The sequence below is a fragment of the Pedobacter sp. 01N416 genome (assembly GCF_056399685.1).
In genome coordinates this window covers 1-4,495 of record NZ_JBFTRT010000428.1, presented here as the reverse complement: position 1 = coordinate 4,495, position 4,495 = coordinate 1, and the positions used below count along the sequence as shown (strand labels likewise).

The 4,495-nt window shown below is 38.9% G+C and carries 2 protein-coding genes; both read left to right on the top strand.

The genetic code is table 11. The features are described 5' to 3' along the window. The first annotated feature begins 325 nt into the window (after positions 1 to 325). Entirely contained in the window at positions 326 to 1,597 is a 1,272-nt protein-coding gene (locus tag AC1DND_RS20630; RefSeq protein ID WP_477584500.1) for a glycoside hydrolase family 88 protein, read from the top strand. A gap of 465 nt (positions 1,598 to 2,062) precedes the next feature. Continuing rightward, positions 2,063 to 3,520 carry a sulfatase family protein gene (locus AC1DND_RS20625; RefSeq protein ID WP_477584498.1) on the top strand — a complete coding sequence of 486 codons (1,458 nt, stop codon included), beginning with the start codon at positions 2,063 to 2,065 and terminating at the stop codon, positions 3,518 to 3,520. Positions 3,521 to 4,495 lie beyond the last annotated feature (975 nt).

The window sequence follows — 4,495 nt, the reverse complement described above, 5'->3', positions numbered from 1 at the left end:
GTACATGAGATCGGCCATATGGTGGGCTACTCACATGATTCGAGTATGACCTATCCAACCGCTGATAACAGGGGCGCTGTTGTGGCTACAGGGAATATATATAAGGGAATGATCGCAAAGAAAGATTTACCGATCACAACGGGCAATTATTACCTAAAGACAGATTTATAATGCATCGTATTTATGGCTTATTTCATCTGCATTTGCGGAGGGGGTAACGTATTGACCATTATCTATAAGCTTCGGGATCGGGAAGGGAAGACTTTCCGTATTTTCTGGCCAAAATGCCATGAGCTCAACTTAAAATTAAACAAACCAAATAAAAATGAAACAAACCTCTTTTAACATTAAGCACTATAGTTTTGTACTGGTATGTACGTTAACAATGATGGTCGTACTTTCAGCTTTTCTATGGCTTTCGCCAAAAAGTGAGTTGATAAAAGATGATTTTACCGTTGCCGAAAAACAGTATAGAGAACTGCTGAAAACCTCAACAGACTTAACCCGTTTTCCACGTACCATAAATCAAGACCGTTCTTTAAAAAGTACCGATATTAAGGATTGGACACAAGGCTTTTTTGCTGGAAATCTGTGGTATATTTATGAATATACTAAAAATCCGGAATGGAAAGCTGCAGCAACCAAATGGACAGAGGCCTTGGAGCAAGCACAATTTTTAACTCAACACCACGATATAGGATTTGTAATGTACTGCTCTTATGGCAATGCAATGAAGTTTGAGAAAGATCCCAAAAAATTGGATCAATACCGGAAAATCCTGATCCAATCAGCAGAGTCGGCTTTAACCCGTTTCGATCCTAAAGTAGGGCTGATCAAATCATGGAATGAAAAAAAATCGTGGGACAAGAAAACCACCTGGAAATATCCGGTTATTATTGATAATATGATGAACCTGGAGCTGCTTTGTTATGTATCTAAAATTACGGGTAACCCTAAGTATAAAAATGCGGCCATCAGCCATGCTTTAAATACGATGAAGAACCATTTTAGACCCGATTTTAGCACCTATCACGTGGTTGATTATAGTGCAAATGGTAAAGTATTGCACAGGCAGACCAATCAGGGCTATGCAGATAATTCTACATGGTCTAGAGGGCAGGGCTGGGCCATTTACGGCTTTACGATGATGTACAGAGAAACCAAAGATAAACGCTTTCTGGAAGCTGCACAAAAGGCAGCTGATTTTTACCTGAACAATCCAAACCTGCCAAAAGATAAAATTCCTAACTGGGACTTTAACGAGGGGCAGAAAGGCTTTACTCCAGATTGGGACTATGAGTCAAGAAAACTTTCTTATATCCCTCGCGATGCTTCTGCGGGCGCTCTTGTAGCCTCTGCCTTAATAGAGCTGAGTACTTTTTCTAAGGATAGCAAAAAGTATTTCAAACCCGCTGAACAAATGTTACAATCATTGTCTGATAGTACATATCTGGCTAAGCCGGGCAGCAATTCTGGTTTTATATTAAAACACTGTGTAGGTAGCTATCCACATAATTCTGAGATCGATGTTCCGTTGATATATGCTGACTATTATTTTATGGAAGCCTTATTGAGGTACCAAAAAATAAAAGAATAAGCACTTTAAGGCTGTTGTCTGGTATAAGCCCCAGAAACAGCCTTTTAAGCTAATTATTGCTACCTATAATCCTTAAATTGAGTAGCGTTAGGCTGCTGGAAGGAGGTAGATACAGACCATATTTTATGCTGTTTTTTAGCGGTGATATGCTATATTTTGAAAATAGCCCCGATTGTAGGATGATTGAATGGATACGTAGAAAAATAAACTTGTCGTGATGTGACAGGCTTTTGGGATAGTTATGGAGCCGTTGGATGGCGTGCTCCTAGACTTTTTATAACAAAACGATGGTTATCTCGCTATTTCTCCATTTATTAAAACTATGCATATTAGAAAATGTTCAGGCGTATGCATAAATTCATAAGACTTTAGTCGATGGCATTAAAGAATAGTATTGATCTTCTTATAGATTAGCTGAATGCGGAAACTGTAAAACACAGATTATTTAGTTTAAAGAAAAAGATAATGATAATAAAGAAAATATACATATTGTTTCAATTGCTAGGGCTGCTATTGGTCTTTCCATACCTAAGTTTTGCTCAGCGCAAAAAGCCGAATGTTGTCATCATTCTGGTTGACCAGTGGCGTGGTCAGGCACTAGGATATTTAGGCAAGGAAAAAGTAAAAACACCCAATATTGATGCATTTGCCAGAGAGAGTTTAACGGTTGGTCAAATGGTGGCCAACAATCCAGTCTGTTCGCCATCTAGGGCGATGCTGTTTACCGGGACTTATTCTTTTAAAAATAAGGTATATGCCAATGTCAACTCCGGGTCGGCTCCATATGGGGTGGAACTTCCACGCGAAATCGTATGCTGGTCTGACGTGTTAAAAGCAGGTGGATACGCCAATGGTTACATCGGTAAATGGCATTTAGATTCTCCGCACAAACCCTATATTCCTACCGCCAACAACACTGAGAAATTAGCCTGGAACGAATGGACACCTCCAGAAAAGAGACATGGTTTCGATTACTGGTATGCTTATGGTACATACGATTACCACTTGCGACCGATGTACTGGGATACTAAAGATCCCCGCGACAGCTTTCATTATGTAAACCAATGGGGGCCAGAGCATGAGGCAGATAAAGCCATAGATTTTTTTGACAATAAACAAAAGATAAGAAAAGAAAAGGCTCCTTTTTCGTTGGTCGTTTCCATCAATCCGCCACATTCGCCATATGATATGGTGCCAGAAAAATACACGGCCCTTTATCAAAATATCTCACTTGATTCGCTGCTGCATGATCCCAATATCCCACCTGCAGGCAGCCCAATGGGAGAGGAATACCGTAAAAACATCAAAAACTATTATGCAAATATGACCGGTGTTGATGATCAGATCGGACGTATAATCCGTTCCCTAAAGGATAAAAAGCTGCTGGAAAATACCATTGTTGTCATTACTGCCGATCATGGTAACTGTTTGGGCAAACATGATGAAGTTTCAAAGAATAATATTTACGAAGAATCACTGCGTGTTCCTTTTATTATCTACTGGAAAGGGAAAATTATGCCAGGCATCGATAATAAGCTCCTGTTAAGTATGCCTGATGTTTATCCAACACTGCTTGACTTAACAGGTAACAAAAATTCAATTCCAAACACTGTTGACGGAAAAAGTTATGCTTCCTATTTGCTGAACAGGAAGGGCAGCATACCCACAGAACAATTTATTATGGGCGGTATTGCCTATAGTAAACCAAATAGTTCCGGCTTCAGGGGGCTACGCACTGACCGCTATAAACTCGCCTATGAGAGAAAAGGGGATCATGTAATTGGCTATTTGTTTGATTTAAAGAATGATCCTTTTGAGCTTGATAATCAATATGATAGAAATAGCGAACAGGTTAAAAAACTTCGTCCAAAACTTCAGGAGTGGCTACAGAAAACAAATGATGGGTTTGTGTTGGCCAACTAACCAGCCGGATGAACATCGGTTTAACTTTAGCACAGGATCGTTTTTGTTAATAACCTGAGTTCGATTATTAAATTGTAAAAATAACTATCAGACAAGGTTTATTCCTAATCTTATCGTCATGCTGAACTTGTTTCAGCATCTTTTTTGGCGGGAAAGACCCTGAAATAAATTCTGGATGACGACCGACTTAACAGAAAACTTGATTAAAACGTCGCAAAGTGAGATTTAATAATCGAACTCAGGTTAATAGTCTATTAATTCAAACGCCACTGCCTTTAGTGTGATTTAGGGAAATTATAATTGATGTATCGATATATGAACTAAACACATGGTGAGTGTTGCCCAGGTATAGGGTTTATATGTACAGTTGGAAATCTGTTTCTCTGGATGCAATTGATAAAGAAACTAAGCAGGGTAGCAGTCAGTTCGCTTTGGCTGCTATTTTATTTTAAGTGCTGTTGTTTGTATTGGTGTCTTCATAAAACAGGAATGATTTAAGCACTATGCACACTTCGGTTTAATTTAAAACAGAATCCTGAAAAATAGTATTTTCAATATCTCGGTGATCAGAAAGAGAGCTTCTGTTGCAGTAAAGATAGAGCCATGATGCTTCAATATACAAGTAGGTTGATCTTCACCCCCAATCTAACCGATTCGTGCCCCCTGTTTTGAAATAGAAACCCAATATTTGATATAACGGGATTGCACAGCCTTGAGCAAATAAGCTACGTGACGCAGCTTTCCTTTATGAACTAACCAAACTAACCAATAAACAAACAAAGAGAAATCTAAAGAACGCAGATCAATACTATCGAGTAGCCTCTTAATCATCCTTATTTTCTAACCAATAAACCAAAATGTATGAGACTAAAAACTACTTTTCTATTACTGCTGGTAATTTGTAGCTTTTCGGGCAAACTTCTTGCTACAGATTACTATACCGCCTCGCCCTCTGCTACCTTAGCGGGGAATAGC

Excerpts from the sequence above, each read along its gene's own strand:
- AC1DND_RS20630 (WP_477584500.1), top strand. The coding sequence starts at position 326 with ATGAAACAAACCTCTTTTAACATTAAGCACTATAGTTTTGTACTGGTA.
- AC1DND_RS20625 (WP_477584498.1), top strand. The coding sequence starts at position 2,063 with ATGATAATAAAGAAAATATACATATTGTTTCAATTGCTAGGGCTGCTA.